General features: G+C 70.9%; 18 protein-coding genes. 12 read left to right on the top strand and 6 right to left on the bottom strand.

Going from position 1 to position 22347, the window contains the following annotated elements; genetic code table 11:
* Positions 1–12 precede the first annotated feature (12 nt).
* From EDC36_RS02290 to EDC36_RS02305, 4 genes are all read left to right on the top strand, one after another.
* Entirely contained in the window at positions 13–972 is a 960-nt protein-coding gene (locus EDC36_RS02290) for a TAXI family TRAP transporter solute-binding subunit (RefSeq protein WP_132961640.1), read from the top strand.
* A gap of 10 nt (positions 973–982) precedes the next feature.
* Positions 983–3043 carry a TRAP transporter permease gene (locus EDC36_RS02295; RefSeq protein ID WP_132961641.1) on the top strand — a complete coding sequence of 687 codons (2061 nt, stop codon included), beginning with the start codon at positions 983–985 and terminating at the stop codon, positions 3041–3043.
* Between the two features lie 8 nt (positions 3044–3051).
* On the top strand, positions 3052–3501 hold the full coding sequence (locus tag EDC36_RS02300) for a DUF1850 domain-containing protein (protein ID WP_132961642.1): 450 nt from the start codon (positions 3052–3054) through the stop codon (positions 3499–3501).
* Positions 3502–3630: 129 nt separating this feature from the next.
* The gene (locus EDC36_RS02305; RefSeq protein WP_260680232.1) at positions 3631–5421 is read left to right on the top strand and encodes a phosphodiesterase; all 1791 of its coding nucleotides are present in this window, start codon (positions 3631–3633) and stop codon (positions 5419–5421) included.
* Here the strand turns inward: EDC36_RS02305 and EDC36_RS02310 are convergent.
* The gene (locus tag EDC36_RS02310) at positions 5361–7781 is read right to left on the bottom strand and encodes a DNA internalization-related competence protein ComEC/Rec2 (RefSeq protein WP_165902791.1); all 2421 of its coding nucleotides are present in this window, start codon (positions 7779–7781) and stop codon (positions 5361–5363) included. The genes EDC36_RS02305 and EDC36_RS02310 overlap by 61 nt on opposite strands.
* 134 nt (positions 7782–7915) lie before the next feature.
* Between EDC36_RS02310 and EDC36_RS02315 the strand changes: the two genes are divergently transcribed.
* The gene (locus EDC36_RS02315; protein ID WP_132961645.1) at positions 7916–8386 is read left to right on the top strand and encodes a RidA family protein; all 471 of its coding nucleotides are present in this window, start codon (positions 7916–7918) and stop codon (positions 8384–8386) included.
* Positions 8387–8414: 28 nt separating this feature from the next.
* Here the strand turns inward: EDC36_RS02315 and parC are convergent, their stop codons facing one another.
* Entirely contained in the window at positions 8415–10820 is a 2406-nt protein-coding gene (parC, locus tag EDC36_RS02320) for a DNA topoisomerase IV subunit A (protein ID WP_132961646.1), read from the bottom strand.
* Positions 10821–10914: 94 nt separating this feature from the next.
* Between parC and EDC36_RS02325 the strand changes: the two genes are divergently transcribed.
* Positions 10915–11301, top strand: a complete 387-nt coding sequence (locus EDC36_RS02325) for a diacylglycerol kinase (RefSeq protein ID WP_132961647.1) — start codon at positions 10915–10917, stop codon at positions 11299–11301.
* Between the two features lie 46 nt (positions 11302–11347).
* On the opposite strand, the gene EDC36_RS02330 is transcribed toward EDC36_RS02325, so the two are convergent.
* The 3 genes from EDC36_RS02330 to EDC36_RS02340 are packed head-to-tail and all read right to left on the bottom strand — an operon-like array spanning position 11348 to position 15050.
* Positions 11348–13015: a phosphoethanolamine transferase gene (locus EDC36_RS02330; protein WP_132961648.1), complete on the bottom strand. Its 1668-nt coding sequence runs from the start codon at positions 13013–13015 to the stop codon at positions 11348–11350.
* A gap of 35 nt (positions 13016–13050) precedes the next feature.
* On the bottom strand, positions 13051–14385 hold the full coding sequence (locus tag EDC36_RS02335; RefSeq protein ID WP_132961649.1) for a sensor histidine kinase: 1335 nt from the start codon (positions 14383–14385) through the stop codon (positions 13051–13053).
* The gene (locus EDC36_RS02340) at positions 14382–15050 is read right to left on the bottom strand and encodes a winged helix-turn-helix domain-containing protein (protein WP_132961650.1); all 669 of its coding nucleotides are present in this window, start codon (positions 15048–15050) and stop codon (positions 14382–14384) included. The genes EDC36_RS02335 and EDC36_RS02340 overlap by 4 nt, the downstream gene beginning before the upstream one ends.
* Positions 15051–15104: 54 nt before the next feature.
* Here EDC36_RS02340 and EDC36_RS02345 point away from each other — a divergent pair, with 54 nt between their 5' ends.
* On the top strand, positions 15105–15830 hold the full coding sequence (locus tag EDC36_RS02345; protein ID WP_132961651.1) for a phosphatase PAP2 family protein: 726 nt from the start codon (positions 15105–15107) through the stop codon (positions 15828–15830).
* On the opposite strand, the gene EDC36_RS02350 is transcribed toward EDC36_RS02345, so the two are convergent.
* Positions 15800–17776, bottom strand: a complete 1977-nt coding sequence (locus EDC36_RS02350) for a DNA topoisomerase IV subunit B (RefSeq protein WP_132961652.1) — start codon at positions 17774–17776, stop codon at positions 15800–15802. The two genes, EDC36_RS02345 and EDC36_RS02350, sit on opposite strands and share 31 nt — an antisense overlap.
* 435 nt (positions 17777–18211) lie before the next feature.
* Between EDC36_RS02350 and EDC36_RS02355 the strand changes: the two genes are divergently transcribed.
* Genes EDC36_RS02355 through bamC form a run of 5 tightly spaced genes read left to right on the top strand, consistent with a single transcriptional unit; the run spans position 18212 to position 22291 of the window.
* Positions 18212–19435, top strand: a complete 1224-nt coding sequence (locus EDC36_RS02355; protein WP_132961653.1) for an MFS transporter — start codon at positions 18212–18214, stop codon at positions 19433–19435.
* 12 nt (positions 19436–19447) lie between these two features.
* Entirely contained in the window at positions 19448–19612 is a 165-nt protein-coding gene (locus EDC36_RS13140; RefSeq protein ID WP_165902786.1) for a hypothetical protein, read from the top strand.
* A complete protein-coding gene (locus tag EDC36_RS02360) occupies positions 19597–20217 on the top strand; it encodes a class I SAM-dependent methyltransferase (protein WP_243646436.1) in 621 nt (206 codons plus the stop codon). Before EDC36_RS13140 ends, EDC36_RS02360 begins: the two co-directional genes overlap by 16 nt.
* Before the next feature lie 33 nt (positions 20218–20250).
* A complete protein-coding gene (gene dapA, locus EDC36_RS02365; RefSeq protein ID WP_132961654.1) occupies positions 20251–21135 on the top strand; it encodes a 4-hydroxy-tetrahydrodipicolinate synthase in 885 nt (294 codons plus the stop codon).
* A gap of 31 nt (positions 21136–21166) precedes the next feature.
* Positions 21167–22291, top strand: coding sequence for an outer membrane protein assembly factor BamC (gene bamC / locus EDC36_RS02370; RefSeq protein ID WP_132961655.1), 1125 nt, complete (start codon positions 21167–21169; stop codon positions 22289–22291).
* The last annotated feature ends 56 nt before the right edge of the window (positions 22292–22347 follow it).

Consider the following 22347-nt stretch of genomic DNA (forward strand, 5'->3'; position numbering starts at 1 on the left):
GAGACACCCACCATGCGATCCCTGCGTCGTCTGTCCCGCGCCCTCGTGTGGGGCGCCGCGTTCGTGGCCGCCAGCGTCCACGCGCAATCGACCCAGTTCATCAACGTGCTCACCGGTGGCCAAAGCGGCGTGTACTACCCGGTGGGTGTGGCGCTGTCGCAAATCTACGCCAAGGACATCCCCAACGTGCGCGCCACCGCCCAGGTCACGCGCGCCTCGGCTGAAAACCTCAACCTGCTGCAGGCCGGCCGCGGCGAGGCGGCCTTCACGCTGGCCGACGCGCTGTCCGACGCCTGGAAGGGCAACGAGGAAGCCGGCTTCAAGCAAAAACTCGACAAACTGCGCGGCATCTCGGCGCTGTACAACAACTACATCCAGATCGTGGCCAACGCCGACAGTGGCATCCGCACGCTGGCCGACCTCAAGGGCAAGCGCGTCTCGGTGGGCGCGGCGCGATCGGGCACCGAGCTCAACGCGCGCGAAATCTTCAAAGCCGCCGGTCTGTCGTACAACGACCTGGCCAAGGTGGAGTACCTGCCCTTTGGCGAGTCGGTGGAGCTGATGAAAAACCGCCAGCTCGACGCCACGCTGCAGTCCGCCGGGCTGGGCGTGGCCTCGATCCGCGACCTGGCCACCGCGATCAAGATCGTCGTCATCCCCGTGCCGCCGGAGGTCGTGGCCAAGGTGGGTGACCCGGCGTACCAGCCCGCGGTCATTCCGGCCAACACCTACAACGGCCAGACCACCGACGTGCCCACCGCGGCCATCCCCAACTTTTTGGTCACCCACGCCGGCGTGCCTGACGAGACCGTGTACCGCATGACCAAGGCGATGTTCGACAACCTCGACACGCTGTACGCCGCGCACAACGCCGCGCGCGCCATCAAGCGCGAGCATGCGCTGACCGGCATGCCCGTGCCGCTGCACCCGGGTGCGGCGCGCTACTACCGCGAAGTCGGCCTGCTGAAGTGAACGCACCGTGATGGACCACGCCGCGCCGCTGGCGACGGCGCCCGCCCCGACACGGGTGAGCTTGCGCTCGCCCGTGGTGTGGGTGGCGCTGGCGTTCAGCGCCTTCCAGTTGACCATGGCGGCGTTTCACCCGCTGTCCAGCCAGGTCATCCGCGCCCTGCACGTGGGGTTCGTGCTGTGGCTCGTGTTCGTTGTTTACCCTCCGTTCAAAGGCCGCGGGGGCGCGCTTGAGCGCGCTGGCCTGGCGCTGGGCTGGGCCTTGGGCTTGGCCGGCATGGCCACCGGGCTGTACCAGTGGGTGTTCGAAGCCGACCTCACCCAGCGCGCGGGCGAGCTCGCCGGCGCCGACGCGCTCGTCGGCACGACGGCCATCGCGCTGGTGTTCGAGGCCGCCCGGCGCGTCATGGGCTGGGGGTTGCCCATCATCTGCGCGCTGTTTCTGGCCTACGCGGCGTTCGGCCAGCACCTGCCCGGGCCGCTGGCGCACCGCGGCTACGGCTGGGATCAACTGATCGCCACGCTGGGCTTTGGCACCGAGGGTATCTACGGCACGCCCACGTACGTGTCGTCCACCTACATTTTTTTGTTCATTTTGTTCGGCGCGTTTTTGGAGCAGGCGGGCATGGTGCGCCTGTTCACCGACTTTGCCATGGGCACGGTCGGGCACACACGCGGCGGGCCGGCCAAGGTGGCGGTGATCTCGTCGGGCCTGATGGGCACGATCAACGGCTCAGGCGTGGCCAACGTCGTCACCACCGGCCAGTTCACGATCCCGCTGATGAAGCGCTTCGGCTACAGCCCCGCCTTCGCGGGCGGCGTTGAAGCCACCTCCAGCATGGGCGGCCAGATCATGCCGCCGGTGATGGGGGCGGTGGCCTTCATCATGGCCGAAACAATCAATGTCCCTTACATCGCCATCGTGCAGGCGGCGCTGATCCCGGCCATCCTGTACTTCGTGACCGTGTTTTGGATGGTGCACCTGGAAGCCGGTCGCCGCGGCCTGCACGGGCTGCCCAAGGACCAGTGCCCCAACCCGTGGACAGCGGTGCGCGAACGCTGGTTTTTGCTGCTGCCGCTGGCGGCGCTGGTGGCGCTGCTGTTTGGCGGTTACACACCGATGTTTTCCGGCACCGTCGGGCTGGCGTTGACGGTCATTCTGATTTTTGGCGCCGCCGTCATGCAGGGCCTGCGCGGCACCGGGCTGCGGGTGTTGTTCTGGGTGCTGCTGGCGTTGGCGTGCGGCGGCTTTTTCCGCTTCGGTGCGGGCACGTTTCTCGCCATCACGGCGGTGCTGGTAGCGCTGACCTACGTGCTGCGCAGCGGCGCGCAGGCGCGCGCCCAGGCGCTGGCGGCGCTGGTCGAAGGCGCCCAGCATGCGTTGCCGGTGGCCTCGGCGTGCGCGCTGGTCGGGGTTCTGATCGGCGTCATCAACCTGACCGGCGTGGCGGCCGAACTGGGCGGCTATGTGATCGGCCTGGGGCGTGACAACCTGTTGCTGGCGCTGTTGCTGACGATGCTGACCTGCCTGGTGCTGGGCATGGGCATCCCCACCATTCCCAACTACATCATCACCAGCTCGCTGGCCGCGCCGGTGTTGCTGGAGCTGGGGGTGCCGCTGATCGTGAGCCACATGTTCGTGTTTTACTTTGGCATCATGGCCGACCTCACCCCCCCGGTGGCGTTGGCGGCGTTCGCCGCAGCGCCGATCGCGCGCGAGCGCGGGCTGCTGATCAGCGTGCAGGCGGTGCGGGTGGCCATCGCCGGCTTTATCGTGCCCTACATGGCCGTGTACAGCCCGGCGTTGATGCTGCAAGGCGAAGGCGGCGCTGTGGCCGTGGCGTGGGTCACGTTCAAGGCGCTGGTGGCCGTCGGGCTCTGGGGCATGGCCGCCATTGGCCACCTGTGGGGGCCGCTGCGGGCGTGGGAGCGCCTGTGGGCGCTGCTGGCCGCGGCGTTGCTGGTGGTGGCGCTGCCCATCACCGACGAGCTGGGCCTGGGTGCCGCGGCGGCGTTGCTGCTGTGGCACTGGCACCGGCAGCGTCGCCCCGCGCCGCGCCCCGCGGCGCGCTGAGGGCGACCATGGCGTGGGCGCTGTGCGTGGCCTGGGCCGCCAGCGCGGCGCTGCTGGCGCCACCGCCCCCGGCCGAGTCCCTGGCCACCGAGGCCGTTTGGCCGGCCCGGCGGCTGACGCTGGCGTGGCAGCACACCATCGAGCGCGTGCGCTGGGAGGAGGACTACGCCCTGCCCCGCACGCCCGACGAACCGGCCCTGCTGCACGCCACCGCCGCCCGCGTGCGCGGCAGCGGTGCCGGCATGGAACCCGCACCCGACGCCCGCTGGCAGGACGGCTGGTACGCGTGGTCACCCCAGCATCGATGGCCCGCGCTGGTCCTGGCGCACAGCGCCTACGCCGCCGACCACACCCTGTGCCTGGACGGCCGCTGCGCGCCCTTGAGCACCTGGCTGCCCGGCGATGCCCCGCCGACCGGTGGGGTGGTGCGGCTGCGCGCGTGCCGAGCCTCCCGTTGAGCTGTCACACGGCTGTCACCGCGGGGTGCCACATTGGGAACCTCGCAACCACGCCTGACGCATGCGATGACGGTGCTGCCTGTTCCCGCCCCCACGCCCGTGCGTGATCCGCATTCGGTTTGGACCTTGATGCGCGAACAGCGGTTGCAGATGCACTGGCAACCGCTGGTTGATCTGACCACACGCAACGTCATAGGCCACGAGGCCCTGGTTCGCACGCCCGAGGGCTGCGCATGGCGCAACCCCGACCACTTGTTTGCGGCCGCGCGCCGGGAAGGATGCGCGATGGCGCTCGAGCGCGCCTGCGTGCAACGGGCCACGGCCGAGGCGGGACGCGCGGGGCTGGGGCTGCTGTTTGTCAACCTGAGCGCCAACGCCGTGGCGGCTTGGACCGAGGATCCACCGCGCCCCCCGCACGGCCAGCACGAACTGCCGTTGGCGGGTGTGGTGGTGGAGCTGACCGAGCACGAACGTGTCCGCGACCTGGACGCGCTGCGCGAAGTGTTGACGCGCTGGCGCGCGGCTGGCGCCGCTGTGGCCTTGGACGACTTCGGGGATGGCCACTCCAGCCTGCGCCTATGGGCCGAGTTGCGACCCGAATACGTCAAGATCGACAAGTATTTCGTGCGCGATGTGCACCGCAGCGGCGACAAAACCAAAACCATCCGCGCCCTGCAACAACTGGCCGACACCTTCGGCACGCAGCTGATCGCGGAGGGCATTGAGACGGTGGACGAGCTGATGGTGTTGCGTGACCTTGGCCTCACCCTGGGACAGGGCTACCTCCTGGGTCGCCCCCAGGCAACCCCTTGTACAGCGTTGCCCGACCCCGTTCAGCAAGCCCTGCAGTCGCGCCAGATCTGGGTGCTGCCGCAGGAGCAGCACGTGATCCACCGCGGGCTGACCGCGGCCGCGCTGTTGCGCACGGCCCCGGCGCTGCCCGACCACGCCAGCCACCAGGACGTGCTGGAGCTGTTCCAGCGCCATCACGATCTGGAATCGGTGGCGCTGCTGGACGCGCAGCAGCGGCCGGTGGGCCTGATCGCACGGCACACGTTTCAGGAAGAAACGTTGCACAACCCCTACTTTCGCGAGCTGTACGGGCGTCGCCCGGCCATCATGCACGCCAACACCCAGCCCCTGTGTGTGGAGGTCCACACCCCGCTGGAGCGCCTGACCGAAGTGTTGACCTCACCGGACCAGCGCTACCTGCGCGAGGGCTTCATCCTCACTGAAAACGGTCGCTACCGGGGCCTGGGCACCAGCGAGCAACTGGTGCGTCGTGTCACCGAGGCCCGCATCGAGGCCGCGCGCCACGCCAACCCCCTGACCGCCCTGCCCGGCAACGTGCCCATCACGCAACACATCGAGCGACTGCTGCACAACGGCCAGCCGTTCGTGGCGTGCTACGCCGACCTCAACCATTTCAAGGTGTACAACGACCAGTACGGCTACTGGCGCGGCGATGGCATGATCCGTCTGCTGGCACGCTGTTTGACCAGTGTGTGCGACCCGCGCCTGGACTTCGTCGGGCACGTGGGGGGCGATGACTTCGTGCTGCTGATGCAAAGCCACGACTGGCTGGCCCGCGTCGAGCGCGCGGTGCACACGTTCAACACCGAAGCGGCGCTGCTGTACGAGGCAAGCGCCCGTCAGGCTGGGGGTATTTGGGCCGAAGACCGCCACGGCGTGCGCCGCTTCCACCCGCTGACCACCCTCAGCGTCGGCGTGGTGCAGGTCGACCCCGCCCACTACGTCAGCGCGGAGTCGGTGGCCAACGCCGCCGCGCTGGCCAAGCACCATGCCAAGCAAGGTCATGTCGGCATCCAGGTGTTGTCGCCCACGGCGGAGGCGCCACCTCACTGCGGTGCTGGGGCCGGTGCGGCGGCCGCGGTGGCCGCGGCGCCCGTTTGCCAATAAAAACGGCGTTGGTCGCGCGCGCAGTCCCATCGCTGCGGCGCCGCGCTGCGCCACGTGATGGCGCCACACCGCTGCGTGCTGACCACGTCGATGCCGCGCGCCTGCAAGCGCTGCAGCACCTGCGGGTGGGGGTGACCGTAGCGGTTGCCCACCCCGGCCTGGATGGCCACCACGCGCGGCCGTAGGGTGTCCAGCCAGACGTCGGACGTGGAGGTGCGGCTGCCGTGGTGCGCCGCCACCAACAGCCCGGCGCGCAGCCCCGGGTACGCCGCCGCGATGGCTTGTTCGACCGTGGCGGGGATGTCGCCCGGCAAGACCGCTGCGGCCTCGCCCTGCCCCACCACCAGCACGCACGAGCGCTCGTTGTCCCCTGCCCACGCGCCGTCGGGCGGCGGGTGGATGAAGGTGAACGGCACCCCGTCCCACGTCCACGCCGCCCCGGCCCGGCACGGCAGCGCCGCGGAGGCGTCGCCCCACGCGCTCGGGGTTGCGTGCCAACGCGCGGCGCGCGGCCACGCCTGGAACACCAACGACGCGCCGCTGGCGTGGTCGCTGTCGTCGTGGCTGATGACCACGGCATCAACCCGCGCCCCCAGCGCGCGCAACTGTGGCAGCAGCACCCGCTCGGCGGCGGTGCGCTGGCCCATCGGTGGGCCCGTGTCGAACACCAGCGTGTGGCGCGCCGTGCGCACGATCGCGGCGCTGCCCTGGCCGACGTCGGGCAGCAGCACCTCGAACGTACCCGGCGCCGGGGCTGGGGGCCGCCACGCCAACGCCGGCCACAGCAGCAGCGCGCCCCAGGCGCGCCACAGCCACGGCCCGCGCTGCACCAGCGCGTAAGCCCCCACGGTCGCCAGCGCCACCAGCGGCCACGGCACCGCCGGCCGGTGCCACACCGCCCCGGGCCATGCGGCCAACCGCTCCAACAGCCACCACAAGGCCTGCGCCAGCCACGCTGCAGCGTCCAACACCGGCGGCACCGCCACCCCCAGCAACGCCAGCGGGGTGATGCCCCACGTCACCCACGGCACCGCGGCCAGGTTGGCCAGCCACCCGACCACCGACACCTGACCGAACCACGCCAGCAGCAGCGGCGCCAGCGCCAGCGTCACCACCCACTGGCTGCGCCACAGCTGCAACGCCGCCGCGCGCACGCGTGTGCCCCCGTCCGTGCCGAACACCACGTCCCGGCCCTGTCCGAACAGCACCGCCACCGCGACGAAGCTGAGCCAAAACCCTGCTTGCAACCACGCCCAGGGGTCGATCAGCAACACGGCCGCCAACGCGGTCAACCACGTCACGGGCCAGGGCCAGCCTCGCCCAGCCAAACGCAGCGCCAACACGATGGCCAGCATCAGCAACGTGCGCTGCGCCGGAATGCCCCAGCCCGCGAACACCGCGTACGCCGTGGCCAACGCCAGGCCGGCCCACGCCGCCACCACCGGGGCTGGCCAACGCAACAGCAGCGTCGGCCGGCGCCGCCCCCAAGCGCGCCACAACCGCCCCAGGCCCAGCACGGCGGCGGCCGCGAACATCGTCACGTGCAGGCCCGAGATCGCCACCAGGTGCGCCACGCCGGTGGCGCGGATCACGTCCCACCCCGGCGCCGGGATGGAGGCCTGATCGCCCGTGACCAGCGCCACCAGCAGCCCCACGGTGGCGTCGTCAAAGCGCTGCGCCAACCGCTGCTGGATCGCTGCGCGCACCACGGCGCGGGCGTGCGCCACCGGGTAGGCCCATGGGTCGTGGCGCACCCACTGCGGCGACCCCACGGTCGCCGCCTGAGCGGCCAGACCCTGACGCCAGCCCCAGGCCGCCGCGTCGAAGCCCTGGGGATTGGCGCTGCCCTGCACCTGCCGCAACCGCAGCTGACCTTGCCAGACCTGCCCGGGCCACGGGGCAGGGGTTTGGGCGCGATCGTCGCGCTGGTGCAGCCAAACGTCGATGGGCAACGGGGGTGGTGCCGCGGGCGTGGACCCCACGGCCTGCAGCGCCAGCACCTGCACCCGCACGGCGTGGCCATGGGGGTGCTGACGCGGCAGATCCACCACCTGCCAGCGGGCCTGCCATACGCTGCCGTCCAGCGCAACGGGCCACAGGCGCGCCGCCAGATCGGCCGCGCGCCAGCCCACCTGCCCCCAGCCCAGCACCGCCGCCGCCACGGCGGCCAGCCACCAGCCGCCCGGGCGCGCACGCCAGCCGGCCACCAGCAGCCCCACGCCCCCCGCGGTCGCGGCCAGCGCGTAGCGCTCGGCGGGCCACAGCGCCGGTTGCAGCAACTGCGCCCCGCAACCCAGCACCCAGCCCAGCAGCACCGGCACCCAAGCCATGCGCACCCAGGCGGCGCGCGGCGCCGTCAACGTGGCATTCCGGTTGTGGTGTTCCATCCTCCCTGTGGCAACGCCCGGCGGTGTCCGCGATGGCCGCAGTGTAGCCACCTTCGGCGGCTGCCTACAATGCAGCGCTCGACCCCCCAATGGACAAGGAGCCTGCGATGAGCGTTTACACCCGTTTGCAAACCCTGGGCATCACCTTGCCGCCGGTGGCCGTGCCGGCCGCGGCGTACGTGCCGTTCGTGCACAGCGGCAAGTTGGTGTTTTTGAGTGGCCACATCGCCAAGCGCGACGGTGCGCCGTGGGTGGGGCAGTTGGGTGTGACGATGACCACCGACGAAGGCAAGGCCGCGGCGCGCGCGGTGGCGGTGGATTTGCTCGGCACGCTGCACGCCGCGTGCCAAGCTGCGGGCACCGACCTCGACGGCGTGGCGCGCATCGTCAAGGTGCTCAGCCTCGTGAACTCCGGCCCGCTGTACACCGAGCAGCACCTGGTGACCAACGGTTGCTCGGAGCTGCTGCAGCAGGTGTTCGGCCCCGAGGTCGGCGCCCACGCCCGCAGCGCCTTCGGCGTGGCCCAACTGCCACTGGGCGCCTGCGTGGAAATCGAACTGATTGCCGAGTTGCGCTGAGTCGCCCCACGGTGACGGCGCAACGCCGTCAAGCCACGCGCAGCACCTGCGCGGGCTTGAAGCCAAAGCGCCCGTCGCGCCCCTTGCGGGCGCGGGCCGCGGCGGCGTTGTCCAGCATGCGCTGCGTCAGCACCTCGCTGCGCGCACGCCCGCCGCGGGCGGTGCCGACCACCACAACCGATTGGTGGTAGGCCGCTGCGCCGGCCAGACGGTCGTCGTCCTCCAGGCTGATCAGCATCAGACCGCGCCCACCGGCCGGTTGGTGGCGCAGCTCGCCCAGCGCAAAGGTTAGGATGCGCCCCTGCTGCGACACGCAGCACACGTGGCTGGCCTCGGGCCAGGGCTGCTCGGGCGCGGGCCGCTGCAACGCCACCACACCGTCGGCGCTGCGCCACTGGCAGCGCCCGTGCCCGCGCACGGGGCTTGGCACGCACGGCTGCTCGCCCGCGCCCAGCGTCAAAAAGGCCTTGCCCGCTTTGAAGCGCGAGCCCATGTCCTCCACCGTGGCCAGCAGGCCGTAGCCGCCGCTGCCGGCCAGCAGCCACAGGGACGTGGGCGCGCCCGCCAAAAAATGCAACGCCTGCGTGCCCGGCTCCAGTTCGATCATCGTGCTGATGGGCTGGCCGTCGCCGCGCGCGCTGGGCAGGTTGGCCACCGGCACGCTGTAGACGCGGCCGTTGCTGCCCAACACGATGAGCGTGTCCACCGTGCGGCACTCAAACGTGGCGTAGAGCTGGTCACCGGCCTTGAAGGCAAAGCCGGCGGCGTCGTGCCCGTGGCCGGTGCGCGCGCGCACCCAACCCTTGGCCGACACGACCACGGTGACCGGCTCGTCCACCACCTTGACCTCGGCCACGGCGCGCCGCTCGGGCTGGATCAGCGTGCGGCGCGCGTCGCCAAAGGCTTCGGCGTCGGCGCGGATTTCGCGCACCAGCAAGCGCCGCAAGCTGGCCGGGTCGTCCAGGATCTCCTGCAGCGTGCGCTGCTCGTCACGCAGCGCTTGCAGCTCCTGCTCGATGCGGATCGCCTCCAGCCGCGCCAGTTGCCGCAGGCGGATCTCCAAGATGTCGTCGGCCTGGCGTTCGCTGAGACGAAAACGCTCCATCAGCGCCGGCTTGGGCTCGTCGCTGGCGCGGATGATGGCGATGACCTCGTCGATGTTGAGCAGCACCGCCTGGCGGCCTTCGAGGATGTGGATGCGCTCGCGCACCTGCTGCAGCCGGTGCTGGGTGCGGCGCGTCACCGTGTGCTGCCGAAACGCGATCCACTCCTGCAGGATCGCGCGCAGCGGCTTGCACACCGGCCGCCCGTCGCGGCCCACCACGGTCAGGTTGACCGGAACCGACGTCTCCAAGCTGGTGTGCGCCAGCAGCGTGCCGATCAGCTCAGCCTGCTCGACGCGGCTGCTGCGCGGCTCCAGCACCAGCCGCACCGGCGCGCTCTGGCTCGATTCGTCGCGCACGCCGTCAAGCACGGCCAGCACGCTGGCCTTGAGCTGTTGTTGTTCGGGCGTGAGGGTCTTCTTGCCGGGCTTGACCTTGGGGTTGGTGAGCTCCTCGATCTCCTCCAGCACCTTTTGCGTGCTGACCCCCGGCGGCAACTCGGTCACCACCAACTGCCACTGTCCACGCGCCAGCTCCTCCACCACCCAGCGCGCCCGCACCTTGAGGCTGCCGCGCCCCGTGGCGTAGGCGGCGCGCAGCTCGGCCAGCGGGCTGATGATCTGCGCCCCACCCGGAAAATCCGGCCCGGGCAGGCACTCGGCCAGCGCGTCATCGGACAGGTCCGGATGCTCGATCAGGGCGATGCAGGCGTCGGCCACCTCGCGCAGGTTGTGGCTGGGGATTTCGGTGGCCAAACCCACGGCGATCCCACTGGCGCCGTTGAGCAGCACGAACGGCAAGCGCGCCGGCAACTGGCGCGGTTCCTCGGTGGAGCCGTCGTAGTTGGGCACGTAGTCCACCGTGCCCTGGTCCAGCTCATCCAACAGCAGCGTGCTGATGCGGCTCAGGCGCGCTTCGGTGTAGCGCATCGCCGCCGCGCCGTCGCCGTCGCGGCTGCCGAAGTTGCCCTGTCCGTCGATCAACGGGTAGCGCTGGGCAAAGTCCTGGGCCATGCGCACCAGCGCGTCGTAGGCGGCCTGGTCACCGTGGGGATGAAAGCGCCCCAGCACGTCGCCCACCACGCGCGCGCTCTTGACCGGCTTGGCCGGCACGCTGCGGTTGGGACCGCCCCATCCGAGCCCCATGCGCTGCATCGCGTACAGGATGCGGCGTTGCACCGGCTTGAGGCCGTCGCAGACGTCGGGCAACGCCCGCCCCTTGACGACGCTGAGCGCGTACTCCAAGTAGGCCCGCTCGGCGTAGGCGCCAAGGTCGGGGGTGGCATCGTCATCGCCGAGTCCACGCTCGGCCACAGAGATCAGGTCGTTCATCGCGGGCCGTAGCATAACGGCTGACGCGGTGGGATCGGCGGGGCGCACGCGCGTGCCACAATGCCGGGTGTTGCACCGCCACCCCCACCTTGTGATGACCCGACCACCCGAGCCCCCCCCAAAGCGGCACGGCGTGCTGCGCCTGTGGCACGCGCTGCGCTACTCGTGGGACGGCCTGCGCGCCGGCTGGCGCGAGCCCGCCCTGCGCCAGGAGTTGGTGCTGGGCGCCGTGCTGCTGCCGGCGGCGTGGTGGGTGGGGCGCGACGCCGTGCACGTGGCGCTGCTGGCGCTCAGCGTCGTCGCGGTGTGGGTGGTGGAGCTGCTCAACACCGCGGTGGAGTCGGTGGTGGATCGCATCGGCCCCGAGTGGCACCCACTGGCCAAGCGCGCCAAGGACATGGGCAGCGCCGCGGTGCTGCTGACGCTGCTGGCCAGCGGCGGCCTGTGGGCCTGGAGCCTGTGGGCCTGGTGGCGCGGCTGACGCGACCGCGCCTGCACGTCGTGCACCGCGGCGACGCGTCGTCGGTTCAGCCGCGGCGGCACGTGCGCAACAGGTCGCGCTCGGCGTCGTAAACGCGCGTGCGCACCCCGAGCAACCCGGCCACCGTGTGGAACAGATGGTCGTGCGACGCCGGTTCGGCCGCGCGCCGCTGCAAGCACGCCATGTCGAGCTGCAGGCGCTGGCGCATCGTGCCATTGAGCCACAGCGCCATGGGCACGTGCGTTTGCTCGCGCGGCGCCAGCGCGTACGGCATGCCATGCAGGTACAGGCCGCCCTCGCCCAGCGATTCGCCGTGGTCCGACACGTACAGCAGCGCCGCCGGACCGCGCCGTTGCGCCAGCCACGCCACCAGTTCCCCCAACACATGGTCGGTGTAGGCGATCGTGTTGTCGTACGCGTTGACGATGTGCTCGCGCGGGCACGTCTGCAACTGGGCGCTGGTGCACTCGGGCTCGAAGCGCTTGAACGCCGCCGGCGTGCGCTTGTGGTACGCGGGGCCGTGGCTGCCCATCATGTGCAGCACCGCCAGCGTGCCAACACGCCGGCGCTGCGCGTCGAGCGTCTGCAGCGTACCCGGCAACTCGCGCAGCAGCACCTCGTCATGGCACTCGTCCCCGCTGCACAGGCCCGGCACCTGCAACCGGTCGGTGGCCAGCGTCGGCACACGCGCGCACACACCCTTGCAGCCGGACTGGTTGTCCAACCAGGTCACCGCCAGCCCGGCGCGTTGCACCACGTCCAGCAGGTTCTCTTGGGCGCGCGCGGGGTCGTAGCGCTGGCGCCCGTCGGGCGCGAACATGCACGGCACCGACGTCTGGGTGTTGGTGCCGCACGAGGTCGTGTCGGCAAAATACACCAGCTCGCCTGCGCGCTGCAACGCCGCCAGCCGCGGCGTGGTGTCGCGCGTGTACCCACCCAGGCTGACGTTGGCCGCGCGCGCCGTCTCGCCCACCACCAGCACCAACAGCGGGGCGTCGTCCTCCCTCGCGTGGGCCGGCAGCACCGGCACCTGATCGTCCAGCGGCTGCACGGGACCCGCCGCCAGCGCGTGTCGACCCAGGCCGTGGCGCAGCGTGGCGTATATGCTGTTGTAGGGGTTGATCATGTAGCGCAGCGTGCGCTCGGTGCGCATCAGCGCCGCCAGATCCTGAAACGTCAGCCACAGCAGCAGCGCTGCCAGCGCCAACGCCCCCATGGCCAGCCCGCCGCGCTGCCCCAGCGCGCGCCGCCACGGGGCAGGCGCCACGGGCAGACGCCACCACAGCCAGCCGGGCAACGCCACCCCCAGCACCGCCACCACCAACAGCGCCGGCGTCACCAGATCGGCGGCTTCGCGCGCGTCGGTGTTGAAGACATTGGCCACCATCGAGCTGTCGATGACGATGCCGTAGGCCAACATGAAGTAGCTCGGCACCGCCACCAGCGCCAGCAGCACCAACCCCAGCGGCCGCCGCAGCGGCCCCACGGCCAGCAGCGCCAGCACGGCAAGGTTGACCGCCGCCAGCGCCCCCATCCACGCCGCGGTGACCAGCCACGGCCGCCACCCGCCACCCTCCATCCTTTGCAGCACCGCCGCCCACAGCGGCACGTTGCCCACCAGGGCCATCCACAGGGCCAGCGCCACCAGCGGTTCCCAGCGCTGTCCCCCGGGCCACTTGGCGTTGCGTTCGTTGTCGTCGGTCACACGTGTCATGGCCCTGATCGTGCCAGGCCGCCCTTAGCACAACCTTAAGCCGCCGGCCAGCGCAGTTGGTACGCGGTACGCCAGGGCGGGGGCGGACCCAGCCGCTCCAGGCGCGCGCCCTCGTGTTCGGCGATGCGTTGCACCAGCGTCAGCCCCACCCCGAGCCCGCCGCGGTCCGCTGCGCGGGTCTCGGCAGCGGTGGTTGCGCCGCCGTCGTCCAACACTTGGCACACCACGTCGCCATCGGGCTGACGCTGCACCCGTACGGCCACGCGGGTGCCGGGCGGGTTGTGGCGCAGCGCGTTGTCGAGCAGGTTGCGCAACGCCAGCCGCAGCAGGGTCGGCCGCGCCGTCACAAGCAGCGCGTCGCCCTGCACCTCGGGCACCGGTCGCGGCGGGTCGAACACTGCGGCGCACGCCTGGGCCACCTCCCGCGCCAGGGCCAGCAGCTCCACCGGCTCGGGCGGCTGCGCGCCGGGCGCGTCGGCGCGCGCCAGCGCCAGCAACTGGGTCAGGGTGTCGCCGGCGCGCAACGCCTCGTGCTCCAACGCCAGCAGCGCCTGCTGCGCCGTTGCGCTGCCGGGCTGCGTACGCACCAACCGTGCCTGCCAAACGATGGCGGTCAGCGGCGAGCGCAGCTCGTGCGCCACGTCGGCGGTGAAACGCCGCTCACGTTGCCACAGGGCGTGCAGCCGCTGCACCAACGCGTGCAACGCGGCGCGCACCCGCTCCAGCTCCGAATAGCGTTGCTGGGGCGGCAGCCCTTGGCCCGTGTCGGGGTCAAAGCGCTGCAGCGCACGCGCCAGCTCGCCCAGCGGCGCCAGCCCGCGGCGCAGCGCCCAGGCCAGCAGCAGCGCCAGCAGCGGCAGCAACACCAGCGCCGGGCGCACGATGTGCTCGGCGATGTCGCGCCCCAAGGCGGCGTGGCGGCGCGTGTCCACCCCCACGGCCACCCGACGCCCACCGGTGTCCAGCACGTACCAACGCCAGGTGGCCAGCGTGCCCTGGTGCGCTACCACCACCGTGTGCCAGCCCACGGCGTCATGCAGGGGCAGCCGGTCGGCCCAACCGCCGGGATCCCAACGCACCTGGCCGTGCTCCCACACCACGGCGTGCAGCGTGGGCGCGTAGCGCGCGGCGCCCTGGTGCGGCGGCGGCAGGGACGCGGGCGCCTGCGCCGGCGTTGGCAGCGGGAGGGTCGCCAGCAAGCGTGCCACCGATTGCAGCTGGCCGTCGGTGATCTCCTCGACCTCGTGCACCCCGGTGTAGTAGGCGCTGGCCATCAGCGCGAGCCACACCGCCACCAGCGCCGCCAGTGTGAACGCCCACAGGCGCCGCCACAGGCGCGCTGCCGGGGGACGCGGCTGCCCTGCCCTCATGGCGACGGCGGCGCCGGGATGGTGTAGCCAACGCCGCGCACGGTCTGGATCAGCGTGCTGCCCAGTTTGCGGCGCAGGTGGTGGATGTGAACTTCAAGCGCGTTGCTCTCCACCACCTCGTCAAAGCCGTACAGGGTGCTTTCGAGCTGCGCGCGCGTCAGCACCCGACCGCGCGCGCGCAGCAGCGCCCACAGCAACGCGAACTCCTTGGTGCCCAGGGTGACCGGCTGACCGTCCAACGTCACGGTGCGCCGCGCCGGATCGACCCGCAGCGCACCGTGTTCGAGCAGACCTCCCGCCTCGCCCCCACTGCGCCGCAGCGCCACCCGCAGACGCGCCAGCAGCTCCTCGGGCGCAAACGGCTTGACCAAGTAATCGTCAGCGCCGCTGTCAAGCCCAGCCACGCGTTCGGGCACGGCGTCACGGGCGGTCACGATCAGCACCGGCGTGCGCCACCCCGCGGCCCGCCGTGCTCGCAACCACGCCACACCGTCCCCGTCGGGCAACCCCAGATCCAGCAGCACGGCGTCAAACGGTTCGGCGTCGACGGCGGCCGAGGCGCAGGCCAGCGTCGCGCAGACATCGCAAGCGTGGCCTTGGGCGCGCAGCAGCGCCGCCACCGCCCCGGCGATGGCGGCATCGTCCTCGATCAGCAACAAGCGCATCGGCCTGCCCCACGGTTAAGGCTGTCTTAAGGCCACCGCAGTGTACTGCGCGCCATGCCCGACACTCGCCTTCCTTCGGTCCGAACGCTGCTGTGGCTGACAGCGCTGCTGTGGGCCGTGGCGTTGGCCTGGGACGCCACCGGCAGGGACCTGGCGGTGATGCAGCGCCTGGGCGACGCCCAGGGTTTTGCCCTGCGTGACGCGCCGCTGTGGCGACACTGGGGTCACGACGTGGCACAGCAACTGGCCCGGGTGATGCTGGCGCTGCTGTGGCTGGCCGCCTTGCTGCCATGGACGGTGCCGCGCACGCGCGCCCGGGTGTGGGGCCGCCAGGCGCTGCAAGCGGCGCTGGGCGCCACCCTGGCGCTGCTGTTGATCGGTTGGCTCAAGCACCGCAGCCTGACCAGTTGCCCGTGGGATCTGGAGCTGTTCGGTGGCACGGCGCGTTACGTTTCGCATTGGCAATGGGGCATGCCCGACGGCGGCGGTGCGCGCTGCTTTCCGGGCGGGCACGTGGCGTCGGCGGCGATTTTTTGGTCGTTGGCGCTGGTGCCGCGCTCGCCGCGCGCCCGTCGCGCGCTGTGGCTGCTGGTGGCGTTGCTGGCCTTGGCCTTCGGCGCCGTGCAAACGCTGCGCGGCGCGCACTACCCCAGCCACACCTTGTGGACGATGGCGCTGGCGTGGACCGTGGTCGTGGCGCACCACGCCGCCTGGCGTCGTTGGGTGCGCGCCCACGCGCTCGGCGTGGCTCAGATATCCACCTCCACCGCGTCGCCGTAGCGCTCCAGCAGCTCGCGCCGCGCGGCGGCCTCGCCTTTGCCCATCAACTGGTGCAACCGGGCCTCGGTGGCGGCGCGGTCGCGCAACGTCACCGGCAGCAAACGGCGCGTGTCGGGGTTGAGCGTGGTTTCCCACAGTTGCTCGGCGCTCATCTCACCCAGCCCCTTGAAGCGGCTGATCGTGCAGCGCTCGCGCGCCACACCGTCTTGCGCGCATTTGTCCAAGATGGCCTGCAGCTCGCCCTCGTCCAGCGCGTACAGCTTGGCCGGCGGGCGCTTGCCACGCGCTGGCACGTCCACCCGGTACAGCGGCGGGCGGGCCACGTACAGGTGCCCGCGCTCGATCAGGCGTGGAAAGTGGCGGAAAAACAGCGTCAGCAGCAACACCTGGATGTGCGCCCCGTCGACGTCGGCGTCGCTCAGGATGCACACCTTGCCATAGCGCAGCCCGCTCAAGTCCACCGCATCGTCGGGGCCGTGCGGGTCGATCCCGATGGCCACCGCGATGTCGTGCACCTCCTGGTTGGCGTAGAGCCGCTCGCGCTCCACTTCCCAGGTGTTGAGCACCTTGCCGCGCAGCGGCAGCACCGCCTGAAAGGTCTTGTCGCGCCCCATTTTGGCGCTGCCGCCGGCGCTGTCGCCCTCCACCAAAAAAAGCTCGTTGCGCGTGGTGTCGCGGCTTTCGCAGTCGGTCAGTTTGCCTGGCAGCACCGCCACGCCGCTGCCTTTGCGCTTTTCCAGCTTGACGCTGGCGCGCTGGCGGCTTTGCGCGCTGCGGATGACCAGCTCGGCCAGCCGCTTGCCGTGCTCCACGTGCTGGTGCAACCACAGCTCCAACGCGGGGCGCACGTAGCTGGCCACCAACCGCACGGCGTCGCGCGAGTTCAGGCGTTCTTTGGTCTGCCCCTGGAACTGCGGATCGAGCACCTTGGCGCTGAGCACGAAGCTGGCGCGCGCAAACACGTCTTCCGGCAGCACCTTGACGCCTTTGGGCAGCAGCGCGTGCAGCTCGATGAACCCCCGCACGGCCTGAAACAGCCCCTCGCGCAGGCCGCTTTCGTGGGTGCCGCCGGCGGTGGTGGGGATCAGGTTGACGTAGCTCTCGCGCACCAGCGGGCCCTCTTCGGTGAACGCCACGGCCCACTGCGCGCCTTCGCCTTCGGCAAAGGCATCGTGCCCCGCCTCGGCCCAGCCTTCACCGGTGAAGATGGGCAGCAGTGGCTCGCAAGGCAAGCGTTGCGCCAGGTAGTCGGCCAGGCCGCCCTTGTACTGCCAGGTCTGGCGCTGACCGCTGGTTTCATCGATCAGCGTCACGCTCACCCCCGGCAGCAGCACCGCCTTGCTGCGCAGCAGGTGCGCCAGCTCCGCCCGCGGGATCTCGGCGCTGTCAAAGTAACGCGCGTCGGGCCACACCCGCACCGTGGTGCCCTGGCGCCGCTCGCCCGCGGCCAGCGGCCGGCGCTGCAACGGCTGCACCACGTCGCCCCCGGCAAAGGCCATCGTCGCCACATGGCCGTCGCGGTGGCTGGCCACCTCCAGCCGCCGCGACAGGGCGTTGGTCACGCTCACCCCCACGCCATGCAACCCGCCGGCAAAGTTGTAGGCGCCCCCGTGCCCCTTGTCGAACTTGCCGCCGGCGTGCAAGCGGGTGAAGACCAGCTCCAGCACCGGCGCGCCCTCCTCGGGGTGCACGCCGTGCGGTATCCCGCGCCCGTCGTCTTCAACGCTGATCGAGCCGTCGCTGTGCAACGTGACGACGATGCGCCGTCCGTGGCCGGCCAGGGCCTCGTCGGCGGCGTTGTCGATCACCTCCTGCACGATGTGCAGCGGATGGTCGGTGCGCGTGTACATGCCGGGCCGCTGCTTGACGGGCTCCAGCCCCTTGAGCACCCGAATGGCGGCCTCGGCATAGCCCGTGGAGGCAACGGTGGGGGTGGTGTCGACCATGGCGCGCGATTGTATTGTGCACACCCGACGGGGAGGCGGGATGCGCCGCTGGCACCCGGGTCATCCCCCTTGGTTGCAGCGCAACGCACTGCGAAAACACCACAACATATTGTTTTTACACACCATTTTTACTGCTCAAAAAATAGGCAATCTGTTGCAAGGCTTGTGCGGCGCGGCTTGGCCCGCGATGACCACGGGTTGCCCACAATGTTATCCACAGGCGCGCGGGATAACGGCCACAGCCCCTTGTGGTTCAATGGGTTGCCACACAACGTGCACGCCCCATGTCAACGGGTGCCGGCAACATCAACCGTCCGCCGCCATGGCTGGCCCAGCCGCGTTGGCGGCCGACGCCAACACCCGCCGCCAAGGCGCCGCACCCCGCAAGCCCCCCTCGCCCACCATCACGGCCCCGCTTGGGCTACCATCACGGGCATGACCCCCAACCGCTTGTCCGCCACCCAGGTGCTGCTGTGTGGCGCGTTGATCGTGACCCTGTCGATGGGCATTCGCCACGGCTTCGGGTTGTGGCTGCAGCCGCTGACCGCCGCCCATGGCTGGCCGCGTGAGAGCTTTGCGTTGGCCATGGCGGTGCAAAACCTGGCTTGGGGGGCGCTGGGCATCGGTGCGGGGATGGTGGCCGACCGCTGGGGGCCGTACCGGGTGTTGTGGGCCGGGGCGTTGCTGTACGCGCTGGGCCTGGCGGGCATGGCGCTGGCGACCGACCCGGTGGTGTTTGCCTGGACCGCGGGGGTGCTTATCGGCGCCGCGCAGGCGGGCACCACCTACGCCATCGTGTACGGCGTGATCGGCCGGCAAATCGAGGCCGAACGCCGTTCGTGGGCCATGGGCGTGGCCGCCGCGGCGGGCTCGTTCGGTCAGTTTTTGATGGTGCCGCTGGAAGGGTGGCTGATCGAGCACCTGGGCTGGCAGCACGCGCTGCTGGCGTTGGCGGTGGCGGTGCTGGCCATCGGGCCGCTGGCGCTGGGCCTGCGCGAGCCCCACTTCCACGCCACGCGCGCGGCCGCACCGACGCAGGGGGTGATGCACGCGCTGCGCGAGGCGCTGGGCACGCGCAGCTTCGTGCTGTTGATGGCCGGCTACTTCGTGTGCGGCTTTCAGGTCGTTTTCATCGGCGTGCACATGCCCAGCTACCTCAAAGACCAGGGGCTGGCGCCGCAGGTGGCCAGCACCGCGCTGGCGCTGATCGGGCTGTTCAACGTGGCCGGCACTTACGCCGCCGGTGCCTTGGGCCAGCGCCTGGCCAAGCGAAAAATCCTGGCGGCCATCTACGCGCTGCGCTCGGTGGCGATCGTGGTCTTTTTGAGCGTGCCGCTGTCGCCCGCCAGCGTCTATGTGTTTGCCGCCGTGATGGGGCTCCTGTGGCTGTCCACCGTGCCACCCACCAACGCGCTGGTGGCGCAGATCTTTGGTGTGGCGCACCTGTCGATGCTGGGCGGGTTTGTCTTTTTCAGCCACCAGGTCGGCAGTTTTGCCGGGGTCTGGCTGGGTGGCCTGCTGTACGACCGCACCGGCAGCTACGACGTCGTGTGGTGGCTGGCCATCGCGCTGGGCGTGCTGGCCGCCGCGGTCAACCTGCCGATCCGTGAAGCGCCGCTGGCGCGGGGGCCGGCGCGTGTCGCCCCGGGCGCCGCCTGAGCGTGCATCGCCATGTCCAGCGTCCCCCCTTGCCCTGCCCCGCGCCGGCCGTCCGCGCGACGGCTGCGACTGCTGCTGTGGACGGCGGCGGTGGCCGCGTGCGCCGCGGTGTTCGCGTGGTACCTTTCGCCCACCTTTGTGCTGACCTTGGCCGATCGCCTGTGGAGCTGCTTTTGACCCCAGCGCACGCGCAACTGCCCCCATCGCCCTGGATCACGCGCTTCGGCGCGCTGCTGCAGGCGTTGCACGCGCAGCGGCCGCAGCGCCGCGCGCTGGACGTGGCCTGCGGCTGGGGGCGGCACACCCGTTGGCTGGCGCAGCAGGGCTACCGTGTCACGGCGGTCGACCGCGATGCCGAAGCGCTGGCGGCGTTGACCGCGCTCGGGCCTGCGGTGACACCGCTGCACGCCGACCTGGAAGGCGCGCCGTGGCCCCTGCCCGGGCAGTCCTTTGACGTCGTGCTGGTGACCAACTACCTGTGGCGCCCGCTGTTGCCGCACGTGCTGGCCAGCCTGGCCCCCGGCGGGGTGCTGCTGTACGAAACGTTCGCCTGGGGCCAGCACACCATCGGTCGGCCGGCGCGCGCCGATTTTTTGCTCGCCCCCGGCGAGCTGCTGCAGGTGTGTGAAGGTCTGCGCATCGTCGCCTACGAGGACGGCTACGAGAGCGACCCTGCGCGCTACGTGCAACGCGTGGCGGCGCTGCGCCCACCCCAACCCGCCCCGAGCGAGCCGCTGCGTCTGCCGCTCACCACCCCGTCCACCTTCGGCGCGGCTGGTTAGAATGGGCGCTTCGATCCAGCTCACCGTACACCCATGAAGCCCATCACCGGCAGCATCGTTGCCCTCGTGACGCCGATGCACGAGGACGGCAGCGTCGACTACGCCACGCTGCGCAAGCTCATCGACTGGCACATCGAACAGGGCACCGACTGCATCGGTGTCGTCGGCACCACGGGCGAATCGCCCACGGTGACCGTCGAAGAACACTGCGAAATCATCCGCGTCGCGGTCGAGCACGCCGCCGGCCGCGTGCCCATCATGGCCGGCTGCGGCGGCAACTCCACGCGCGAAGCCATCGCGCTGGCCCAATACGCACGCCAGGTCGGCGCCGACTGCCAACTGCAGGTCGTGCCGTACTACAACAAGCCCACCCAAGAAGGCCTGTACCAGCACTTCAAGGCCATTGCCGAGGCCACCGGCGACCTGCCCATCGTCCTGTACAACGTGCCGGGGCGCACCGTGGCCGACCTGCTGCCCGAAACCGCGCTGCGCCTGGCCCAGGTGCCCGGCATCGTCGGCATCAAGGAAGCCACCGGCAACATCGAACGTGCCCAGTGGCTGATCCGCGAAAAGCCCGCGCACTTTGCGGTCTACTCCGGCGACGACGCCACCGCCGTGGCGCTGATGCTGCTGGGTGGCCAAGGCAACGTCAGCGTCACCGCCAACGTGGCCCCACGCCTGATGCACGAACTGTGCGCGGCGGCCATCGCCGGCGACGCGCGCACCGCCACCCGCATCCAAATGCAGTTGCTGCCGCTGCACAAGCAGCTGTTCGTCGAGGCCAACCCGATCCCGGTCAAGTGGGCCATGGCGCGCCTGGGCCTGTGCGGCCCGACGCTGCGCCTGCCGCTGACGCCGCTGTCGGCCAACGGGCAGGCCGTGGTCGAAGCGGCGCTGCGCGCCAGCGGCCTGCTGTGAACCGATCCGCCCAGCCCTGACGGGAGACGACATGCCCATCACCCCCCGCCCCACCACGGCCCTGCGGCTGAGCGCCGTCGCGCTGGCCGCCCTGCTGGCCACCGGCTGCTCGGTGCTCGAAGAAACCCGCATCGACTACAAAAGCGCCAAGCAAATCAACACGCTCGAGGTGCCGCCGGACCTGACGCAGCTGGCGCGCGACAGCCGCTACGCGCTGCCCGGCGGGCCCGTGACCGCCACCGGAATGGAAGCCGCCGCCGCGGCGCGCCCCAGCACCCAGGTGGCCGCCCCGGCGCAGATCGGGGATGTGCGCATCGAGCGCGCCGGCAACCAACGCTGGCTGGTGGTGGACCGCCCGCCCGAGCAGCTGTGGCCCGCGCTGCGCGACTTCTGGCAGGAAAACGGCTTTTTGCTGACGCTGGACCAGCCGCAGCTGGGCCTGCTGGAAACCGACTGGGCCGAAAACCGCGCCAAAATCCCGCAAGACATCATCCGCGCCACCATCGGCAAGCTGTTCGACAACCTGTACTCCACCGGCGAGCGCGACAAGTTCCGCACCCGGGTCGAGCGCAACGAGCGCGGCGGCAGTGACATCTTCATCAGCCACCGCGGCATGGTGGAGGTCTACAGCAACGAGCGCAAAGACAACACCGTCTGGCAGCCACGCCCGGCCGACCCCGAGCTGGAAGCCGAATTCTTGCGTCGCTTGATGGTCAAGCTCGGCGTCAGCCAAGAGCAGGCCAAGGCCGCGGTGGCCGCCGGCGCGGTGCCAACGCTGGCGCGCCTGGACACCGTCGATGGGCGGCCGGTCGTCGTCATCCAGGAAAACTTCGACCGCGCCTGGCGCCGCGTCGGCCTGAGCTTGGACCGCAGCGGCTTCACCGTCGAAGACCGCAACCGTGCCGAGGGCGTGTACTTCGTGCGCTACGTGGCGCCGGACGCCAACACCGCCAAACAAGAGCCCGGCTTTTTCGGGCGCATCGCTGGCTGGTTCAGCAGCAGCAACAAGACCGACAACGCCCCGCTGCGCCTGCGCATCACGGTGCGCGGCGAAGGCGAGCGCACCGTCGTGCAGGTGCTCGACGCGCAAGGCCAGCCCGACCGCAGCCCCAACGCCGAGCGCATCGCCAAGCTGCTGGTCGACGACCTGAAGTGACCCCTCGGCAGCGCCGATCCCCGCCTGCCGCAGGGTTGCCTGGGCGCAGGGCGGGG

Source organism: Tepidimonas ignava (assembly GCF_004342625.1).
GTDB classification, from domain to species: Bacteria; Pseudomonadota; Gammaproteobacteria; order Burkholderiales; family Burkholderiaceae_C; genus Tepidimonas; species Tepidimonas ignava.

Excerpts from the sequence above, each read along its gene's own strand:
- EDC36_RS02290 (WP_132961640.1), top strand. The coding sequence starts at position 13 with ATGCGATCCCTGCGTCGTCTGTCCCGCGCCCTCGTGTGGGGCGCCGCG.
- EDC36_RS02295 (WP_132961641.1), top strand. The coding sequence starts at position 983 with ATGGACCACGCCGCGCCGCTGGCGACGGCGCCCGCCCCGACACGGGTG.
- EDC36_RS02300 (WP_132961642.1), top strand. The coding sequence starts at position 3,052 with ATGGCGTGGGCGCTGTGCGTGGCCTGGGCCGCCAGCGCGGCGCTGCTG.
- EDC36_RS02305 (WP_260680232.1), top strand. The coding sequence starts at position 3,631 with ATGCGCGAACAGCGGTTGCAGATGCACTGGCAACCGCTGGTTGATCTG.
- EDC36_RS02315 (WP_132961645.1), top strand. The coding sequence starts at position 7,916 with ATGAGCGTTTACACCCGTTTGCAAACCCTGGGCATCACCTTGCCGCCG.
- parC (WP_132961646.1), bottom strand. The coding sequence starts at position 10,820 with ATGAACGACCTGATCTCTGTGGCCGAGCGTGGACTCGGCGATGACGAT.
- EDC36_RS02325 (WP_132961647.1), top strand. The coding sequence starts at position 10,915 with ATGACCCGACCACCCGAGCCCCCCCCAAAGCGGCACGGCGTGCTGCGC.
- EDC36_RS02330 (WP_132961648.1), bottom strand. The coding sequence starts at position 13,015 with ATGACACGTGTGACCGACGACAACGAACGCAACGCCAAGTGGCCCGGG.
- EDC36_RS02335 (WP_132961649.1), bottom strand. The coding sequence starts at position 14,385 with ATGAGGGCAGGGCAGCCGCGTCCCCCGGCAGCGCGCCTGTGGCGGCGC.
- EDC36_RS02340 (WP_132961650.1), bottom strand. The coding sequence starts at position 15,050 with ATGCGCTTGTTGCTGATCGAGGACGATGCCGCCATCGCCGGGGCGGTG.
- EDC36_RS02345 (WP_132961651.1), top strand. The coding sequence starts at position 15,105 with ATGCCCGACACTCGCCTTCCTTCGGTCCGAACGCTGCTGTGGCTGACA.
- EDC36_RS02350 (WP_132961652.1), bottom strand. The coding sequence starts at position 17,776 with ATGGTCGACACCACCCCCACCGTTGCCTCCACGGGCTATGCCGAGGCC.
- EDC36_RS02355 (WP_132961653.1), top strand. The coding sequence starts at position 18,212 with ATGACCCCCAACCGCTTGTCCGCCACCCAGGTGCTGCTGTGTGGCGCG.
- EDC36_RS13140 (WP_165902786.1), top strand. The coding sequence starts at position 19,448 with ATGTCCAGCGTCCCCCCTTGCCCTGCCCCGCGCCGGCCGTCCGCGCGA.
- dapA (WP_132961654.1), top strand. The coding sequence starts at position 20,251 with ATGAAGCCCATCACCGGCAGCATCGTTGCCCTCGTGACGCCGATGCAC.
- bamC (WP_132961655.1), top strand. The coding sequence starts at position 21,167 with ATGCCCATCACCCCCCGCCCCACCACGGCCCTGCGGCTGAGCGCCGTC.